This window comes from Janthinobacterium sp. SUN211 (genome assembly GCF_030587315.1).
Taxonomy (GTDB): Bacteria; Pseudomonadota; Gammaproteobacteria; order Burkholderiales; family Burkholderiaceae_D; genus Janthinobacterium; species Janthinobacterium kumbetense.
On record NZ_JAPWIC010000001.1, the window covers coordinates 214485 to 230650 of the forward strand.

The window sequence follows — 16166 nt, forward strand, 5'->3', positions numbered from 1 at the left end:
ATGCGATAAGATGCATAATCTTGCATGCATTACTGAATATTGCTCATGAATTTTTTTCCGAATAATGGCTGACCTGAATGAATTGACGGCCTTTGCCGCCGTCGCCCGCCTGCGCAGCTTTCGCAAGGCGGCCCTCGAACGGGGCGTCTCCGCTTCCGCCCTCAGCCATGCGCTGCGGACGCTGGAAGAGCGCCTGGGCGTGCGCCTGCTGAACCGCACCACGCGCAGCGTCACGCCGACCGAGGCGGGGCAGCAGCTATTGGCGCGGCTGGCGCCGGCCATGCGCGAAATCGACGATGCCTTGCTGGACCTGAGCGCCTTGCAGGATGTGCCCGCAGGCAAGTTGCGCCTGAACGTGCCCCGTCCGGCCGCCCGGCTGCTGCTCGCGCCCATGCTGGCCAGCTTCGTCGCCCGCTATCCGCGCGTGCAGGTGGAAGTGGTGACGGATGACGGCATGATCGATATCGTGCGCGACGGTTTTGACGCGGGCATCCGCTTTGGCGAGCAGGTGGCGGCCGACATGGTCGCCGTGCCCGTGGGCGCGCCGCAACCGTTCGTCGTGGTGGCGTCGCCCGCCTACCTGGCGGCGCATGGGGCGCCAGGCACGCCGCGCGACTTGCTGGACCATGCCTGCATCGGCCGGCGTTTTCCCAGCGGGCGCCAGTATGCGTGGGAGTTCGAGCTGGAAGGGGAAGCCGTCAGCATCGCCGTCGGCGGCCCGCTGGTGTTCGACGACGATGAGATGATGCTGCGCGCGGCCCGCGATGGCGCAGGACTGGCGTATGTGTACGAGGCCGATGCGCGCGCCGATCTCGCGGCGGGGCGCCTGGCGTGCGTGCTGGAGCGCTGCCTGCCGCCGCCGCCCCGTTACTACCTGTACTACCCGGGCCGGCGCCAGATGCCGCCCGTCTTGCGCGCCTTCGTCGACATGCTGCGCGCGCCGCCCGCGTAGTCAGCCGGCGGGCGGCGGGGCGCCATGCTCGACCGGCCACTTGACGGTGAACAGGCTGCCGCCCGCCTTGCCACGCGTGCAGACGGCGCTGCCGCCGTGGGCGCGCGCGATGGCTTCGACCACGGCCAGGCCCAGGCCGCTGCCCGCGTTCAAGTCGACCCTGGCGCTGTCGCCGCGGCGGAACGCTTCGAACACGTGCGGCGCCAAGTCGTCGGCAATGCCGGGACCTGCATCTTCGACGCTCAGGTAGTACTGGCCGGCCTGCACGCGGGTGCGCACGCGCAGCAAGCCCGGATGCGCGTAGCGGCGCGCGTTGTCGAGCAGGGCCAGCACGATTTGCCGGATGCGCGCCGCGTCGCAGCAGACGGGATGGTCGGACAGGTGCAGTTGCAGCGTAAAACCGGCAGCTTCCATCTCCTGCGCCAGCAGGCGGCGCACTTCCCCGATTTCCAGGGTCAGGTCCGTCCACGCCATGCGTAGCTGCATGTGGCCGCTGTCGGCCAGGCTCAGGGTGCGCAAGTCTTCGATCAGGCGGCCCAGGTCCTCGACTTGCGCCAGCAGGCTGGAAAACGGCACTTCCTCGGGCTTGAAGACGCCGTCGACGACGCCTTGCAAGGTGCCGCGCAGGATGGTCACGGGCGTGCGCAATTCGTGCGCGATGGCCGCATTCCACGTCTCGCTTTCCTTGGCCGCCCGCTGCAGGCGCTCGGCCATGCTGTTGAAATCGTCGACCAGCATGGCCGTTTCGCCCAGGCTGCGGTCGCCCGCGAAGGCGCGCGCGGACAGGTCGCCATGCGCCACGCGGCGCACGCTGTCCATCACGGAATTGATCGGCTTGAGAATGCGCGAAGCGAGCTTGATGGCGAAAAACGCGGCCAGGCCCAGGCCGAAGATGGTGATGGCGAAGATCCACAGCCATTCGGCCGTCGTCGGCGACCAGTCGTCCGGTTCGGACAGCATGCCGGGGTCGATCTTGAAGGCGATGGCGAAGAAGGTCCAGGAACCGATCCAGATGATCAGGATACCGCTGACCATCAGCACGGACATCGACAGCACGATCTGCCGGTTCAAGCCCGTGAAGCGCATCAGAGGTCGCTTTCCAGGCGGTAACCCACGCCGCGCAGGCTGGCCGGCATGTTCATCACGCCCGCTTCCTCCAGCTTCTTGCGCAGCTTGCTGACGTGGCTATCCACCGTGCGTTCCAGCGAATTGCTCTCGGGCATGCATGATTCCAGCAATTCCAGGCGGCTGCAGACGCGGCGCGGCGTGCGCGCCAGGTGGGCCAGCAGGCGGAATTCCGTCAACGTCAGGCTCAGGGGCACGGGCGCGCCGTCGCGCAGCACGCTGGCCACGTAGGTTTCCTGGTCGATGTCGATGGGACCGCAGCGCAGGCGCTGGCCGCCCACCGGGTGGTGGCGCACGCGCGAGCGGCGCAGCACGGCCGCCACGCGCGCCACCACTTCGGCCGGATTGAAGGGCTTGATGATGTAGTCGTCGGCGCCCACGCGCAGGGCGGCCAGTTTATCGGCATCCTGGTCGCGCGCCGTCAGCATGATGACGGGCGTTTCGCCGCGCCGCCGCACTTCCGCCAGCACGCCCCAGCCATCGACCCTGGGCATTTGCACGTCAAGCAGCAGCAGGTCCGGCGCCAGCGCCAGGTGCTGCTGCAGCGCTTCCTGGCCGTCGTGCGCGAAGGCCGTGCGGTAGCCGTCGCGCTCCAGGTAACCGGCGAGGATGCGGGCGATTTGCGGTTCATCTTCGGCGATCAGGACGAGGGCGGAAGGGGGCGTGGTGGCAAGAAACGAGGGCTGGCTGGCGCTGTGATGATAGTTCATGCAAATAGTCTAGCATTCTTCGCGCTCTCCATCGAATCTCCACATTTCTTTGACGGAACATCCATGTTGGCCTTCTATGCTCTTGTTATCTGTCGACCGGACCGCCGGTTGGGATCTGCCATAGAGAAAGACCATGCATCCGAGCCACCTCACCAAGAAAAACATGTTGATCGCCGCGGCACTGCTCAGCCTTGCCGCCTGTTCCAAACCCGCGCCGGAAGAAGGCGCGGCGCCGCCCGCCGCCGTGACGGTACTCAAGCTGCAAGCGGCGCCCGTCGTCCTCAGCGATGAATTGCCGGGCCGGGTGGCCGCCTTCCGCACGGCCGACATCCGCCCGCAAGTGGGCGGCATCGTGCTGCGCCGCCAGTTCGAGCAGGGCGCCGAAGTAAAGGCGGGGCAGAAGTTGTTCCAGCTCAACCCGGCGCCGTTCCAGGCGGACGTCGATTCGGCCGCCGCCGCCCTGCAGCATGCGGTGGCCACGGCCAACCGCGCCAGCAGCCAGGCCGACAGGTTGAAGCCGCTCGTGGAGGCGGACGCCATCAGCCGCCAGGCGTATGACGATGCCGTGGCCCAGCGCGAGCAAGCCGTGGCTACCGTGGCGCAGGCGCGCGCCGCTCTGGCGCGCCGCCGCCTGGACCTGGCCTTCGCCAGCATCGAGGCGCCCATTGCCGGGCGCATCGGTTCGGAGCTGGTGACGGAAGGCGCGCTGGTGGGCCTGGCCGATGCCACGCCGATGGCGCGCATCCAGCAGATCGACAAGGTGTATGTGGACGTGCGCCAGCCGGCCGCCGCGCTGGCGGCATTGCAAGCGTCGGGCACGGGCGGCGCGGACAAGCTGCCCGTGACCATCCTGGGCGCCGATGGCCAGCCGCATCCCGTCACGGGGCGCATCCTGTTCTCGGGCATCAGCGTCGATGCGGGCACGGGCGACGCCGTCATCCGCGTGCTGGTCGACAATCCGCAGCGCCAGTTGCTGCCAGGCATGTTCGTACGCGCCCGCATCGCCCGCGCCGTGCAGGCGAATGGCGTGCTGTTGCCGCAGCAAGCCGTCTTGCACAGCAGCGGCGGCCAGGCGCAGGCCTGGGTGCTCGATGGCACGAACAAAGCAAGTCTTAAACCCATTAGCGTGGGCGACGTGATCGAGCACCAGTACGTGGTCAACGGCGGCTTGAAGGCTGGCGAAACCGTCGTCATCGAAGGCCAGGAGCGCTTGCAGCCGGGCGCCACGGCCGCGCCGCAGCCGTGGAAGCCAGCCGTCGTGGCAACGGCGGCTGCCGCCAAGGCGCGTTGATGCACCATATGAATACAATGAAAGCCTAATGACATGCCTCAATTTTTCATCAACCGCCCCGTCTTCGCGTGGGTGGTGGCGGTCTTCATCGTCCTGTTCGGACTGATCGCCATACCACAATTGCCGATTGCGCGCTTTCCCTCGGTGGCGCCGCCCAGCGTCAGCATCAGCGCCAATTATCCCGGCGCCACGCCGCAAACCATGAACGATTCCGTGGTGGGCTTGATCGAACGCGAACTGTCGGGCGTCAAGCACCTGCTGTATTTCGAGTCGTCCACCGATACGTCGGGCTCGGCCTCGATCACCGTCACCTTCCAGCCGGGCACGAATCCGGAAATGGCGCAGGTGGACGTGCAAAACCGCCTGAAAGCCATCGAACCGCGCCTGCCGCAAGCCGTGCGGCAAAACGGCTTGACGGTGGAATCGGCGTCGTCCGGCTTTTTGATGATCGTCAGTTTGATCTCGGACAATGGCCAGCACGATGAAGTGGCGCTGGGCGACTACCTGGCGCGCAACGTGACGGAAGAACTGCGCCGCATTCCCGGCGTGGGCAAGGTGCAGCTGTTCGGTTCCGAGCGCGCCATGCGCATCTGGGTCGATCCGGCCAAGCTGGTGTCGTACAACATCGCCATGGGCGAGCTGACGGCCGCCATCGCGCAGCAAAATGCGCAGATCGCGCCGGGCCGCCTGGGCGACTCGCCCGCCGTGCACGGCCAGCGCGTGACCATCCCGCTGACGGTGCAGGGCCAGCTGCAAACGCCGGCCGAATTTGCCGCCATCGTGCTGCGCGCGAATGCCGACGGCTCGAAAGTGACCATCGGCGACGTGGCGAAAGTGTCGCTGGGCGCGCAAAGCTTCAATTTCAGCATCCGCGAAAACGGGCAAGCCGCGTCGGGCGCCGCCATCATGCTGTCGCCCGGCGCCAACGCCGTGCAGACGGCGGCCGCCGTGCGCGCGCGCATGGCCGAACTGGCGCACACCATGCCGGCCGGGATCAAGTATTCGGTGCCGTTCGATACGGCGCCGTTCGTGAAGATCTCGATCGAGAAGGTCATCGTCACGCTGTTGGAAGCGATGGTGCTGGTGTTCCTCGTCATGTACCTGTTCCTGCAAAAGATACGCTACACCTTGATTCCCGCCATCGTCGCGCCGATCGCCCTGATGGGGACGTTTACGGTGATGCTGCTGGCCGGCTATTCCGTCAACGTGCTGACCATGTTCGGCATGGTGCTGGCCATCGGCATCATCGTCGATGACGCCATCGTGGTGGTGGAAGCGGTCGAGCGCCTGATGGCGACCGAGGGCTTGTCGCCGAAGGAAGCGACTTCCAAAGCCATGCGCGAAATCACGGGCGCCGTGGTGGGCATCACGCTGGTGCTGACAGCCGTGTTCATCCCGATGGCGCTGGCCAGCGGTTCCGTGGGCGCCATCTACCGCCAGTTCACGCTGGCCATGGCCGTGTCGATCCTGTTCTCGGCGTTTTTGGCGCTCACCCTGACGCCGGCCCTGTGCGCCACGATGTTGAAACCCATCGGCCCGCACGACCATGACAAGAAGGGATTCTTCCTGTGGTTCGACCGCCAGTTTGAGCGCATGACGGCGCGCTATGAAAAGGGCGTGGTGGCCATGCTGAAACGCGCGGGACGCTCGATGGTGCTGTACGGCGCCATCGTCGCGGCGCTGGGCGTGGCCTTCATGCAGCTGCCGTCGGCCTTTTTGCCGGAAGAAGACCAGGGCTATTTCATCACCTCGATCCAGCTGCCGTCCGACGCCACCATGGAGCGCACGCTCGATGTCGTCAAGCTGTACGAACAGCATGTGGCCACGCGGCCCGGTATTGAGGTAAATCAATCGATCCTTGGCTTCAGCTTTTCCGGCGCGGGGCCGAATGCGGGCCTGGCGTTCACCATGCTGAAGGACTGGAAACAGCGCAACGGCGCCACGGCGCAGGAAGAAGTGGCGCTGGCGCAGGCCGCCATGTCGCAGGCGAAGGAGGGCGTGATCATGAGCCTGATGCCGCCCGCCATCGATGAACTGGGCAACTCGTCCGGCTTTTCCCTGCGCCTGCAAGACCGCGCCAACCAGGGCATCGCTGCCCTGCAGGCGGCGCAGAACCAGCTGCTGGGCCTGGCGGCACAAAGCGCCAAGGTGGCGGGCGTGTATCCGGACGGCTTGCCGCCCGGCGCCAGCGTGCGCCTCGATATCGACCGCACCAAGGCGGAAGCGCTGGGCGTGTCGTTTACGGCCATCGCCGACATGCTGACGGCGGCCATGGGGTCGACCTATGTCAACGATTTCCCGAATGCGGGCCGCATGCAGCAAGTGATCATCCAGGCCGATGCACCGTCGCGCATGCAGCTGAACGACGTGCTGGCCTTGCGCATTCGCAATAACGCGGGCGGCATGGTGGCCCTGGGCGAGCTGGTGCGCCCTGTGTGGAGCGAATCGCCGCTGCAGCTGGTGCGCTACCAGGGTTATCCGGCGGCGCGCATTTCGGGCAGCGCGGCGCCCGGCGTGTCCAGCGGCGACGCCATGCTGGAAATGGAGCGCCTCGTGAAGCAATTGCCGCCCGGTTTCGCGCTGGCGTGGACGGGCCAATCGCTGCAAGAGAAGGAATCGGCCTCGCAAGCGCCCATGCTGATGGCGCTGTCGATGCTGGTGGTCTTCCTCGTGCTGGCGGCCCTGTATGAAAGCTGGAGCATTCCCGTCTCCGTCATGCTGGTCGTGCCGTTGGGCTTGCTGGGCGCCGTGCTGGCCGTGATGTTGCGCGGCATGCCGAACGATGTGTTCTTCAAGGTGGGCATGATCACGATTATTGGTCTTTCCGCGAAGAACGCCATCCTGATCGTCGAATATGCGCGCCAGTTGCAGGCGCAGGGCAAGGGATTGGTCGAGGCGACGGTGGAAGCGGCCAGGTTGCGCTTGCGCCCGATCCTGATGACGTCGCTGGCGTTCGCGCTGGGCGTGGTGCCGCTGATGCTGGCCACTGGCGCCAGCGCCGAGACGCAGCATGCGATCGGCACGGGCGTGTTCGGCGGCATGATCACCGCCACCGTGCTTGCCGTGTTTTTCGTGCCCGTGTTCTTTGTCGTGGTGCTGGGCGCCGTCGACAAGATGGACACGTACTTCAACAAACGCAGTAATCGCATCGCCGTCAAGGCGGTGGAAGGAGAGTTGTAATGCGTTTGATTTTTATCACGCCGCTGGCCGCGCTGGCCTTGTCGGCCTGTTCATTGACGCCGCCGCTGGTCAAGCCGGCGCCGCCGATTCCCGCCGCGTATGCCGAGGCCGCCGCGCCAGGCACGGCCGACACGGCGGCCAACCTGGGCTGGCGCCAGATGCTGCTCGATGCGCGCCTGCAGCGCCTGGTCGACATCGCGCTGGAAAACAACCGCGACTTGCGCGTGGCATCCCTCAACGTGGAAGCCGTGCGGGCCCAGTACCAGATCCAGGATGCGGGCCGCTATCCGGCGATTGGTCTCAACGGTGGCGGCACGCGCCAGCGCGCTGCCGATGCCACGGGACAAAATCCCACGGTGCAAAACCAATTTACGGCCGGCATCGCCATGAGCGCGTTCGAAATCGACCTGTTCGGCCGCCTGCGCTCCCTGTCGGAGGCCGCCTTTGCGCGCTACCTGGCCACGCAGCAGGGCCAGCGGGCCGCCCACATGGCCCTGATCGGCGCCGTGGCCGACGCCTACCTGGAACAGCGGCTGGCCGAGGAGCAGCTGGCGCTGGCGCGGCAAACCCTGCTCGATTGGCGCCAGGCGCTGGTCCTGACGCAGCGCCTGCACGGCGCGCAGCAGGGCAGCGGTCTTGATGTAGCGCAAGCGGAAGGACAGGCGGCCACGGCGGAAGCGGACGTGCAGGCGCGGGAACGTGCCAGCGCCTTGGCGCGCAACAACCTGGAATTGCTGCTGGGCGCGCCGTTGCCCGCCGACTTGCCGGCGGGCCGGGCGCTCGACGGCCAGCCCGTGCTGACGCAGCTGCCGCCCGGCCTGCCGTCGGACTTGCTGGCGCGCCGTCCCGACATCCTGCAAGCGGAATACGCGCTGGTGGCGGCGAATGCGGAAATCGGCGCCGCGCGCGCCGCCTTCTTCCCGCGCCTGTCGCTGACGGCGCAGCTGGGCCTGGCCAGCCCGGAACTGGGTGACCTGTTCCGCGGCGGCGCGCGCAGCTGGTCGTTCGCGCCGCAAGTGACGCAGCCGCTGTTCCAGGGCGGCCAGCTGCGCGCGGAATTGCAGCTGTCGCGCCTGCGCAAGGATGTGGCCGTGCTGCAATACGAGCAAGCCATCCAGGCGGCGTTTCGCGACGTGCGCGACGGCCTGGCGGGCAGCGCCACGTATGCGCAGCAGATCGCCGCGCAGGAACGCGTGGTGACGGCGGCGCAGCAGCGCCAGCGCCTGTCGCAGCTGCGCTACGACGCGGGCCAGGACAGCCGGCTGGAATTGCTCGACGCGCAGCGCCAGTCGTATGCGGCGCAGCAAGCCTTGCTCGACGCGCGGCGCGACCAGTTCAAGTCGGCCGTGGCCCTGTACAAGGCGCTGGGGGGCGGGCTGGAAGAGTAGCCCGCTTTGCGGGATGGCGGCCAGCCGGGCGTGGGCTTGCCGGGCTATGCGCCGGGCCAGTCGATCAACAGCGGTTGCGGCATCCACGGGTGCCGGATGGCAGCCAGGTTCCACGGCAAGCGGCTCAGCAGTACATCGAAGGGATTGCGCACGACAGCCAGCGTGCATTTCCCGTCGCCTTTTTGCAGTCGGCCTTCGCGCTGCAGAAAGACCTGGCGCAATCCCTCGGGCGAGGTTTGTCCCACCGCTGGCCAATGGCGCATCACGGCGGCCAGCACTTGTTCGCACAGGGCCCGTTCTTCTTCGCCGAGGTCGACGGGTGGAGCAGGGAAGTCCGGTTCCAGGCCGCACAGCAGCTTGTTCAGCAGCAGTGCCGGTTCCGGCGCGTCGCTCCTGCCATCGACCAGGTATTGTAGCAAGTGAACGGCGCGCGCGCCGTGTTCGCCGCGCAGCTGCGGCCTGCCATCGCCGCCAGTGGCGAGCAAGTCCAGCCGCTGGAACATTGTGGGCAGGAACGGGTGGAGCAGCGCCAGGCCGGCGTTGCCGATGTCGGCGATGTCAGTAGCGTGTACAGCGTCGTTCATGTGCTTATCCTGTAAATGCCCTGATCGGGCGGTTGCGCGCCAGGCTCCAGCCCGTCGTCTGCTGGTCGCCGGGCTGGTCGTCGGCCTGCTGCACGCTGTACGTCCAGAGGATTTCCGTAAAGTTCAGCTTGAACTGCTCGGTGGGCATGTCGTCGGGATGGGTTTGCAGCTGGATTTCGCTGATCAGGGCGTCGCGCAGGGCGATGGTGATGAGGTTGGCCGTCTTGTCGCCCGTCTGGCGGGTGATGTACAGCCTGGTCGGCTGGTCCGGGCCGCTGCCCAGCGGCTTCGCCCGCAGGCACAGATCGTACAGCTTGACCGAGGTCGCATCGACATACTTGACGCAGGTAAATTCGGTGATGACGGGCCGGCCGGACGTGCGCGCAGAGTTGCTGATGTCGGTCGTCACTTGCTGCTTCATGCCTTGATGTAATGACACCAGCTCGAAGCACCGGCCGATGCCCCGCAGCGTGGCAGCGTCGCGCCAGATGGCGTCGATACCGCCGCTCTTGCTTTCACCGTCCGGCGCCTTGCCGAACACGAGTTCCCCGTCGCCGGGTTCCAGTAAGATCAAATCCATGGCGATGCTCCCTTCCAGTGAGTGAACACGGATGCCACCCTGCTACAGGTGGAGATTGCGCGGCCGGGGCGCTTGCCAGCCTGCCTCGCCGTGGCTGTCGACAAAACAGATTTTCAGCTGCGCCATGCCCTGCGAGACGAAAAATACGCTGGCCGTGGCGCTTTGCCGGTCGCGGGTGATGTACCACAGGGCGTCGCCGTGCGCCAGGCCCCAGCTGGTCACGCGGTGCACCAGCAGGTCGGCACTGCCGCGTTCCACCAGGGCCACGCGCACGTCGGCCTCTCCCATGCTCTGCGCTTGAAATATGCGTGCCACCTGTCTTGTTCCCCGTTGCCATCGTGCCCGTGACTATACACTGCTTAAGTTGCTTAAAGACAATCATAAAGGCGCGAAGAATAACTTTTTTTGCGCCGCTGCATCCAAACGGGCGCCTGGCGAGTAGTACAGGGGTGCGCTCGCTGCGACCGCGGCATGGGCGGCACTTCCACTCACTCTTACAGGGGCCACGACCATGCCGATCCTTCCAACCTTGCCAACCTTGCCATTCGCCAAGCTGCTGCTCGCTTCCGCCGTCGCCATGTCGCTCACCGCCTGCGGCGGCAGCAGCAGCCACCATGACCCCGTCACGCCACCCGTGGTGGTGGCTGGCGATGTCTTCGTGCTTACCGCCAGCAACAAACTGCTGTCGTTCGACCGCGCCACGCCCGCCACCATTCGCACCACGGCCACTGTCACGGGCCTGCAGGCGGGTGAAAACCTGCTGGGCATCGATTTCCGTCCCGCCGATGGCCAGCTGTACGGCGTCGGCAGCACGGGGCGCATCTACACCCTGAACGGCGCGACGGGCGCCGCCACGCTGAAGTCCAGCCTGGCGGCCGACGCGGCCGACACGACGGCGCCCTATGCGGCGCTGGCCGGCACGCAATTCGGCGTCGATTTCAACCCGGTCGCCGACCGCCTGCGCATCGTCAGCGACACGGGACAAAGCCTGCACATCAATGTCGACACGGGCGCCACGACGACGGATGGCAATATCAACGGCGGCGCGGGCAACACGGCCATCACGGCGGCGGCCTACACCAACAGCTTCGCCGGCACGGCTAGCACCACGCTGTTCGTCATCGATGCGGCCAACGCCACCCTGTACACACAAAATCCGCCCAACAACGGCACCCTGGCCGGCGCCGTGCCGCTGGGCGTGGCGGCCACCGGCGTGGCCGGCTTCGACATCGATGCGCGCAACAACACGGGCTACGCCGTCATGACGGTGGCCGGCGTGCGCAACCTGTACACCGTGAACCTGGCCGCGACCACCGCCCCGGCGACCCTGGTGGCGGCCATCGGCGTGACGGAGGACCTGCGCGGCATCGCCTTGGCAGGGCCGGGCGCGCCCATCGCCTACGGCTTGACGGACGACGCCCGCATCGTCACCTTCAAGACGGCCACGCCGAACACGCTGGACGCCAACGTGGCTGTCACGGGCCTGGCGGCGGGCGAGCGTTTGCTGGGCTTTGACATCCGTCCCAAGGATGGCTTGCTGTACGGAATCTCGTCGGCGGGGCGCATCGTCACCATCGACCCGGCTACGGGCGCGGCCACCGTCAAGGCGACGCTCGCCGCCGATGCGGCGGATGTCACCGCGCCGTACACGGCCATCGCCGGCACGGCCTTCGGTGTCGATTTCAACCCCGTCGCCGACCGCCTGCGCGTGATCGGCAACACGGGACAAAGCCTGCGCATCAACGTCGACACGGGCGCCACCACGACCGACGGCGCCGTCAACCGCGCGGGCGCGGCGCCTGTCGTCACGGCGGCGGCCTACACTAACAGCTTTGCCGGCACGACGGCCACCATGCTGTTCGATATCGACACGGCCAGCGCCGCGCTCGCCCTGCAAAATCCGCCCAACGACGGCACCCTGGTGAATGTGGGCTTGCTGGGCGTGGCGGTGGCGGGCGACGCGGGCTTCGATATCGCGGGCGGGGCGAACGGCCTGGCCCTGGCGGCCCTGCGCACGTCTGCCGCGGGACCGAGCTCCCTGTACCGCATCGACCTGGCAACAGGCGCGGCCGTGCTGAGCGGCGGCGCGGCCACGCCGGCGGCATCCGCCATCGGCAACGGGGCGGTGGGGCTGACCGATATCGCCATCGCGCTCAAGTAAGGCGGGCTGGCGCCGCCCGGCGTGTCACGATTTCTGCATCTGCTGCTGGAATGTGAGCTCGATGAATTCGGCCGGGCGGCTGACGGCGACCAGGATGGTGACCCGCAAGATGCCTTCCAGGATGTCTTCCGGCGTCATGGTTTCGCCCAGGCCGACGGACACGCTGAAGCTATCCTCCGGCGAGGCGCCCGCCAGGCCGCCACGCTTCCAGACGCCGGTCAGGAAGTTGTTCGTCATTCCCCGGACGGTGACCCAGGTGCCGGACACGTTTGGCTCGAACACATAGGCCAGGTAGGCCAGGCGCAGCGATTCCGCCAGCATGATCACGGTGCGGCGGACATTAATGTAGCGCCAGTCGAGGCTGTTGCCATCGAGGGTGCGGGCGCCCCACACCAGTGTGCCCTCGCCAACAAAGCTGCGGATGGCGTTGACCGACGTGCCGCTGCCGCTCACGTTGAGGTCTTCCTGCTCATCGTGCGAGATGTGTACGGCCGGTGCGCTGACGGCGTCGAGGCTCACATTGGCCGGTGCTTTCCACACGCCGCGCGCGTTGTCGACCATCGTATATATGCCCGCCATGGCGGCGCCGGGCGGCAGCAGATTGAGCTGGCTTTGCATGGCCAGCAGCAGTTGCGCGTACACGGGGCAGAGGGCGAGCAGCGACTGATGGATGGCAGCGATGCGGCTGGCCTGACCGTCCGCTGACGCAGCTACGCTGGCCATCTGCTCGAACAGGGCGGACACTTGCCGCTGCCGGCCGGCGTCCAGCGCCTGCGGCAGCAGGTTTTTCAGTGCGTTCCACTGGCTGGCGCGAAGGCAGGTGAAGTTGAGCTCGTCCAGCGAAACCACCGTGGTTTCCAGCCACGGATAATAGGCGGCGCCATACGCCAGCGCGGCGCTGCCGATGCCGTTCCGGAAAGCGGCCACGGGCCCATCCGTCAATGGGGCTGCGCCGGCATGGATGTCGAGGATGGCGAAGCGGTTGCGCATTTCCTGGCCGCAATGCTCGAGCATGTGCCGTTGCAGCGCATGGCAGTCGTCCTGCGCCAGCAGCATGGCGTCGGGCACGGCCAGCAGCGTGACTTCCGGCGCCTGCCGCAGGGCATCGATGCCGGCGCGCAGTGCGCCGACATCGGGCGCGTCATGGTAGTTGCCGACGGAAACGATATGGCAGGCACCGCCGCCGTTGCGGAAAAAGAGCCGCATGCTGTGATACAGCAGGAATCTTCCGCCGACCTGGTGCAGCGCAAAGGGCGTTGCGGCGCCTGGGGTCGCTTCCGCCTCAAGCGTGAATTCCGGCACGGGCGCGCCGCCGAAACAGGCTTCAAATTCCTCCATCGAGGTGATGCGCCAAGGCTTGTTGTGCAGCGACTTTCCTTGATGGCTGGCGCCGGCCGTGTAGCCGACAAAGGCTGGCACGGCCGTCGCGACCTCGATGACTGAATTGGGGAAGGCGGTTTTTTCCACGATATACACGCCGGGAGTCTGGTATTGCGCCATATGCATGCTTTCCTGGTGGGGCAGAGGGGGGGCGGGGCCGAGCGATGGGCTAGTATAATCAGTTATCAGACTGGCATGGGAATTTATGCTCACATCTATTTGATATTTCCAGTATTATTGAAGTATTGAATTCATTGTCTATTTTCGGATGCCCCACCCATGCTGACCGCTTTCCTGATCTTCCTCGCCACCCTCATCCTCGTCATCTGGCAGCCGCGCGGCCTGGGCATCGGCTGGAGCGCCGTCATCGGCGCGTGTGTCGCCTTGCTGGCGGGCGTCATCCACTGGGGCGACATCCCCGTCGTCTGGCACATCGTGTGGAACGCCACCGGCACGTTCATCGCCGTGATCATCATCAGCCTGCTGCTGGACGCGGCCGGTTTCTTCGAGTGGGCCGCCTTGCACGTGGCGCGCTGGGGCGGCGGCAGCGGCAGCAAACTGTTCGTGCTGCTGGTCTTGCTGGGCGCCCTCGTTTCCGCCGTGTTCGCTAACGACGGCGCCGCGCTGATCCTCACGCCCATCGTCATCGCCATGCTGCGGGCGCTGAAGTTTTCCGCCAAGGCAACCCTGGCCTACGTGATGGCGGCCGGCTTCATCGCCGACACGGCCAGCCTGCCGCTGGTGGTGTCGAATCTGGTGAATATCGTCTCGGCCGATTTCTTCAAGATCGGCTTTGCCGAGTACGCGGCCGTGATGGTGCCAGTCAACGTCGTCGCCGTGCTGGCCACCCTGGCGGCCTTGCTGCTCTTTTTCCGCCAGGATATTCCCCGTGATTATGCAGTGGCGCAGCTGAAACGCCCGGACGCCGCCATCCGCGACCTGGCCACCTTCCGCGCGGGCTGGCTGGTGCTGGCGCTGCTGCTGGTGGGCTTTTTCTCGCAGGAATCCCTGGGCGTACCCATCAGCCTGATCGCCGCCGTGGGCGCCGCGCTGCTGCTGGGCGTGGCCGGCAAGGGCCACGTGATTTCCACGCGCTACGTGCTGCGCCATGCGCCATGGCACATCGTCGTCTTTTCGCTGGGCATGTACCTGGTCGTGTACGGCTTGCGCAATGCGGGCTTGACGGCTTACCTGACGGGCATGCTGAACCACTTTGCGCAGTACGGCGTGTGGGGCGCGGCCATGGGCACGGGCGTGCTGACGGCGTTATTGTCATCCGTGATGAACAACTTGCCGACGGTGCTCGTGGGCGCGCTGGCCATCGACCCGACCACGGCGCAGGGCGCCGTGCGCGAAGCGATGATTTACGCGAACGTCATCGGCAGCGACCTGGGGCCGAAGATCACGCCGATCGGCAGCCTGGCCACCTTGCTATGGTTGCACGTGCTCGACAGCAAGAACATCCACATTTCCTGGGGATACTATTTCCGCGTCGGCATCGTGCTGACCGTGCCCGTGCTGCTGGTGACGCTGGCCGCGCTGGCGCTGCGCCTGTCCTGAGTTCCGTGTATGGTGGTGGCTGTGAGCAACTTTATACTGGGATGCAATGAAATTACTGCTCGTAGGCGCTACCGGGCTCGTCGGCAGCGAAGTGCTGCGCCTGGCGCTGATGGATGCGCGGATCACGGCCGTCGTGGCGCCCGTGCGCAAGCCCTTGCCGCCCCATCCCAAGCTGGCCGCGCCGCTCATTGATTTCGATCAATTGCCGCCTGACGCATCGTGGTGGCAGGCGGACGCCGTCATCTGCACCCTGGGCACGACGATGAAGGTGGCCGGCACCCGGCAAATATTTTCGCGCGTGGACCACGACTATCCGCTGGCCGTGGCGCGGCTGGCGCTGGCGGCCGGCACGCGCACGTACGTGCTCAATTCCGCGGCCGGCGCCAACGCCGCTTCGCGCATCTTCTATAACCGCGTCAAGGGCGAGCTGGAACGCGACCTGCAAGCGCTGGGTTTTCGTTCGCTCACGCACGTGCGCCCGGGGCTGATCGGCGGCGAGCGCGCCGTGGCGCGGGCGGGCGAGGGCGCCGCCTTGCGCATCCTGCGCGTGCTCGGTCCCGTGCTGCCGCGCCGCTGGCGCATCAATCCCGCGCCGCGCATCGCCAGCGCCTTGCTGGAAGCGGCGCTGGCCGCCGCGCCGGGCGTGCACGTGGTGACGTCGGAGCAGCTGCTGTGAGTGCGCGCCCGTGTAATTTCCCTTCCTGTTTCTGAAAAGGATAGCAATGCAGACTGTACGCCCTTACCAGGCCGGCGACCGCGATGCCTGCCTGGCCCTGTTCGACGGCAATACACCGCGCTTTTTCGACCCGTCCGAGCGCGCGGACTTTGCCGCCTGGCTCGATACCTCGACGCATCCCTACCTGGTCATTCTGCGCGACGGCCGCATCGTCGCCTGCGGCGGCCATGCCATCGAGGCGGGCGGCAGCGTCGCCAGCCTGTGCTGGGGCATGGTGGCGCAGGATGCGCATGGCCAGGGACTGGGCCGGGCGCTGACGCAGGCGCGCCTGGACGCCATCCGCGCCGTGCCGGGCATCGCCAGCGTGCGCATGAATACCAGCCAGCACACGCAAGGCTTTTATGCGGGCTACGGTTTCGTGACGGTCAACGTGACGCCGGACGGCTTCGGGCCGGGCATCGATCAATGGGACATGGTGCTGCAACTGCCGGTGTAGCGGCGGCAGGCATGGCGCCGTGCCGTGCCCAATAATTGATTGAAATGCTAACGTTAATCGCTTACCATCGTTGGGTGTTTCAA

14 protein-coding genes are annotated in these 16166 nt (G+C 66.5%); 8 read left to right on the plus strand and 6 right to left on the minus strand.

Annotation, left to right across the window (positions count from 1 at the left end):
- Window positions 1-64: 64 nt before the first annotated feature.
- Window positions 65-952 (plus strand): LysR family transcriptional regulator, encoded by an 888-nt coding sequence (locus O3301_RS00910; RefSeq protein ID WP_305055206.1) that lies wholly within the window; start codon window positions 65-67, stop codon window positions 950-952.
- On the opposite strand, the gene O3301_RS00915 is transcribed toward O3301_RS00910, so the two are convergent.
- Both O3301_RS00915 and O3301_RS00920 read right to left on the minus strand, forming a co-directional pair.
- Window positions 953-2038 carry an ATP-binding protein gene (locus O3301_RS00915; RefSeq protein WP_305055207.1) on the minus strand — a complete coding sequence of 362 codons (1086 nt, stop codon included), beginning with the start codon at window positions 2036-2038 and terminating at the stop codon, window positions 953-955.
- Window positions 2038-2787 carry a response regulator gene (locus tag O3301_RS00920; protein ID WP_289909535.1) on the minus strand — a complete coding sequence of 250 codons (750 nt, stop codon included), beginning with the start codon at window positions 2785-2787 and terminating at the stop codon, window positions 2038-2040. Before O3301_RS00920 ends, O3301_RS00915 begins: the two co-directional genes overlap by 1 nt.
- Before the next feature lie 133 nt (window positions 2788-2920).
- Here O3301_RS00920 and O3301_RS00925 point away from each other — a divergent pair, with 133 nt between their 5' ends.
- Genes O3301_RS00925 through O3301_RS00935 form a run of 3 tightly spaced genes read left to right on the plus strand, consistent with a single transcriptional unit; the run spans window position 2921 to window position 8646 of the window.
- Window positions 2921-4078 (plus strand): efflux RND transporter periplasmic adaptor subunit, encoded by a 1158-nt coding sequence (locus tag O3301_RS00925; RefSeq protein ID WP_251349092.1) that lies wholly within the window; start codon window positions 2921-2923, stop codon window positions 4076-4078.
- A gap of 33 nt (window positions 4079-4111) precedes the next feature.
- Window positions 4112-7258 (plus strand): efflux RND transporter permease subunit, encoded by a 3147-nt coding sequence (locus O3301_RS00930; RefSeq protein WP_305055208.1) that lies wholly within the window; start codon window positions 4112-4114, stop codon window positions 7256-7258.
- Window positions 7258-8646, plus strand: a complete 1389-nt coding sequence (locus O3301_RS00935; RefSeq protein ID WP_305055209.1) for an efflux transporter outer membrane subunit — start codon at window positions 7258-7260, stop codon at window positions 8644-8646. The genes O3301_RS00930 and O3301_RS00935 overlap by 1 nt, the downstream gene beginning before the upstream one ends.
- Window positions 8647-8690: 44 nt before the next feature.
- On the opposite strand, the gene O3301_RS00940 is transcribed toward O3301_RS00935, so the two are convergent.
- Genes O3301_RS00940 through O3301_RS00950 form a run of 3 tightly spaced genes read right to left on the minus strand, consistent with a single transcriptional unit; the run spans window position 8691 to window position 10125 of the window.
- Entirely contained in the window at window positions 8691-9230 is a 540-nt protein-coding gene (locus O3301_RS00940; RefSeq protein WP_305055210.1) for a contractile injection system tape measure protein, read from the minus strand.
- Window positions 9231-9234: 4 nt separating this feature from the next.
- Complete coding sequence (locus O3301_RS00945) at window positions 9235-9810, minus strand: type VI secretion system tube protein Hcp (protein ID WP_305055211.1); 576 nt, start codon at window positions 9808-9810, stop codon at window positions 9235-9237.
- A gap of 42 nt (window positions 9811-9852) precedes the next feature.
- Window positions 9853-10125: a DUF6150 family protein gene (locus O3301_RS00950; RefSeq protein ID WP_289909541.1), complete on the minus strand. Its 273-nt coding sequence runs from the start codon at window positions 10123-10125 to the stop codon at window positions 9853-9855.
- A 196-nt stretch (window positions 10126-10321) separates the two neighbouring features.
- Between O3301_RS00950 and O3301_RS00955 the strand changes: the two genes are divergently transcribed.
- Window positions 10322-11971, plus strand: a complete 1650-nt coding sequence (locus O3301_RS00955; RefSeq protein ID WP_305055212.1) for a DUF4394 domain-containing protein — start codon at window positions 10322-10324, stop codon at window positions 11969-11971.
- Between the two features lie 24 nt (window positions 11972-11995).
- Here the strand turns inward: O3301_RS00955 and O3301_RS00960 are convergent, their stop codons facing one another.
- On the minus strand, window positions 11996-13477 hold the full coding sequence (locus tag O3301_RS00960; protein WP_305055213.1) for a phage tail sheath C-terminal domain-containing protein: 1482 nt from the start codon (window positions 13475-13477) through the stop codon (window positions 11996-11998).
- A 153-nt stretch (window positions 13478-13630) separates the two neighbouring features.
- On the opposite strand from O3301_RS00960, the gene O3301_RS00965 reads away from it, so the two are divergent.
- The 3 genes from O3301_RS00965 to O3301_RS00975 are packed head-to-tail and all read left to right on the plus strand — an operon-like array spanning window position 13631 to window position 16083.
- Window positions 13631-14911, plus strand: coding sequence for an arsenic transporter (locus O3301_RS00965; RefSeq protein ID WP_305055214.1), 1281 nt, complete (start codon window positions 13631-13633; stop codon window positions 14909-14911).
- Between the two features lie 46 nt (window positions 14912-14957).
- Window positions 14958-15587: an NAD-dependent dehydratase gene (locus O3301_RS00970; protein WP_305055215.1), complete on the plus strand. Its 630-nt coding sequence runs from the start codon at window positions 14958-14960 to the stop codon at window positions 15585-15587.
- Window positions 15588-15633: 46 nt separating this feature from the next.
- Window positions 15634-16083 (plus strand): GNAT family N-acetyltransferase, encoded by a 450-nt coding sequence (locus O3301_RS00975; RefSeq protein ID WP_305055216.1) that lies wholly within the window; start codon window positions 15634-15636, stop codon window positions 16081-16083.
- Window positions 16084-16166: the final 83 nt, after the last annotated feature.

Excerpts from the sequence above, each read along its gene's own strand:
- O3301_RS00975 (WP_305055216.1), top strand. The coding sequence starts at position 15,634 with ATGCAGACTGTACGCCCTTACCAGGCCGGCGACCGCGATGCCTGCCTG.
- O3301_RS00970 (WP_305055215.1), top strand. The coding sequence starts at position 14,958 with ATGAAATTACTGCTCGTAGGCGCTACCGGGCTCGTCGGCAGCGAAGTG.
- O3301_RS00910 (WP_305055206.1), top strand. The coding sequence starts at position 65 with ATGGCTGACCTGAATGAATTGACGGCCTTTGCCGCCGTCGCCCGCCTG.
- O3301_RS00915 (WP_305055207.1), bottom strand. The coding sequence starts at position 2,038 with ATGCGCTTCACGGGCTTGAACCGGCAGATCGTGCTGTCGATGTCCGTG.
- O3301_RS00920 (WP_289909535.1), bottom strand. The coding sequence starts at position 2,787 with ATGAACTATCATCACAGCGCCAGCCAGCCCTCGTTTCTTGCCACCACG.
- O3301_RS00940 (WP_305055210.1), bottom strand. The coding sequence starts at position 9,230 with ATGAACGACGCTGTACACGCTACTGACATCGCCGACATCGGCAACGCC.
- O3301_RS00945 (WP_305055211.1), bottom strand. The coding sequence starts at position 9,810 with ATGGATTTGATCTTACTGGAACCCGGCGACGGGGAACTCGTGTTCGGC.
- O3301_RS00955 (WP_305055212.1), top strand. The coding sequence starts at position 10,322 with ATGCCGATCCTTCCAACCTTGCCAACCTTGCCATTCGCCAAGCTGCTG.
- O3301_RS00960 (WP_305055213.1), bottom strand. The coding sequence starts at position 13,477 with ATGCATATGGCGCAATACCAGACTCCCGGCGTGTATATCGTGGAAAAA.
- O3301_RS00930 (WP_305055208.1), top strand. The coding sequence starts at position 4,112 with ATGCCTCAATTTTTCATCAACCGCCCCGTCTTCGCGTGGGTGGTGGCG.
- O3301_RS00935 (WP_305055209.1), top strand. The coding sequence starts at position 7,258 with ATGCGTTTGATTTTTATCACGCCGCTGGCCGCGCTGGCCTTGTCGGCC.
- O3301_RS00965 (WP_305055214.1), top strand. The coding sequence starts at position 13,631 with ATGCTGACCGCTTTCCTGATCTTCCTCGCCACCCTCATCCTCGTCATC.
- O3301_RS00925 (WP_251349092.1), top strand. The coding sequence starts at position 2,921 with ATGCATCCGAGCCACCTCACCAAGAAAAACATGTTGATCGCCGCGGCA.